This is a genomic window from Bizionia saleffrena, assembly GCF_008086175.1.
Lineage (GTDB): Bacteria > Bacteroidota > Bacteroidia > Flavobacteriales > Flavobacteriaceae > Bizionia > Bizionia saleffrena.
Window position 1 is genome coordinate 1 of the sequence record NZ_VSKM01000046.1, and the last position, 1,237, is coordinate 1,237.

Here is a 1,237-nt window from a genome sequence, read left to right on the forward strand (position 1 = left end):
CAAACAAAAAGTGCAGTATAAGTTAAGCAGCATATTTATAATTAATTTTTAAGTTATTAAATTCTTTAATTGTCAGATAATTGAGTGTTGAGTGCCTTCTCTTTTTATTATACCAAAGTTCAATATATTTAAAAGATATCTCTTTCCATTTCCTTTCTAGTTATTAGCGTGTTTCCATAGATGAGTTCGGATTTCAAGGACTTAAAGAAGCTTTCAGCTACTGCATTATCCCAACAATTACCTTTTCTACTCATGCTTCGTGTAACGTTATAGGAAGCAAGCGTATTGGCAAATTTAGTATTAGCATATTGTACGCCACGACCCGAGTGAAAGATCAGTTTTTTGCTAATTCTACGATTTTTGAGAGCCATACGCCATGCAGGCAAAGTTGTTTGATTTGTAGCCATACCAGTACTTAAACTCCAACCTATTAGTTTTCTGTCATATAAATCTATAATGGTTGTTAGATACAGAAAACCCTCTTTTACAGCAATATAAGTGATATCTGAAACCCAAACTTTAGAAGGTTCGTTTTGTTTAAATTGACGATTTAATACGTTGTCCATAAGCAAGTAATTATGTTTAGAGTCTGTAGTAACTCTAAATTTCTTACTTAATTTACTGCGTAATCCCATTTCTTTCATGTATTTAGCAACTGTAATTCGCGATACTTTAAAACCTCTTTTTCGAAGCTCCATGGCAATTATGGGACTCCCATAACGCTGTTTAAACTCAAAGTAGACCTGGGGTATTAGCATTTTAATCTGTTCTTTCCATAAAAGCTTACTATTAGCAGAAGACCGTTTCCACTTATAATAACTACTAAAATTTATCTCTAGAACTTTACACATTTTATCAATCGGAAAAATAGTTTCATTGTTTTTTATGAAAGCATATTTCATCGATCGGTCTTTGAGAAAATGCCGATTGCTTTTTTTAAGATACTATGTTCTAACTCTATGTCCTTCAATTTCCTTTCTAGGTCTCCAATGTGTGCTTGTTCTGGTGTAAGTTTTAAATTACCATTGCCGGGGAAACTTCCCGATTCAAAAGCTTCAAACTCTTTACGCCACTTGTATAAAAGAGTAACCTTGATACCTAGTTCTCTTGCTAGTTCTGACAGGTTCTTTCTGTCCTTACTTAATTCTACAGCTTGTCGTTTAAAAGCTGGATCATATTTCTTTCGCTCTTGTGTCATAAGTTAAATGTAAGACTTTATGCTTAACTTGTACTGTCC

At 33.3% G+C, this 1,237-nt stretch carries 2 protein-coding genes; both read right to left on the reverse strand.

All coding sequences use genetic code 11. The features are described 5' to 3' along the window. Nucleotides 1-128: 128 nt before the first annotated feature. Complete coding sequence (locus ES676_RS14545) at nucleotides 129-902, reverse strand: IS3 family transposase (protein ID WP_246130378.1); 774 nt, start codon at nucleotides 900-902, stop codon at nucleotides 129-131. After that, the gene (locus tag ES676_RS15150) at nucleotides 899-1,198 is read right to left on the reverse strand and encodes a transposase (RefSeq protein WP_246130379.1); all 300 of its coding nucleotides are present in this window, start codon (nucleotides 1,196-1,198) and stop codon (nucleotides 899-901) included. Before ES676_RS15150 ends, ES676_RS14545 begins: the two co-directional genes overlap by 4 nt. Nucleotides 1,199-1,237: the final 39 nt, after the last annotated feature.

Excerpts from the sequence above, each read along its gene's own strand:
- ES676_RS14545 (WP_246130378.1), bottom strand. The coding sequence starts at position 902 with ATGAAATATGCTTTCATAAAAAACAATGAAACTATTTTTCCGATTGAT.
- ES676_RS15150 (WP_246130379.1), bottom strand. The coding sequence starts at position 1,198 with ATGACACAAGAGCGAAAGAAATATGATCCAGCTTTTAAACGACAAGCT.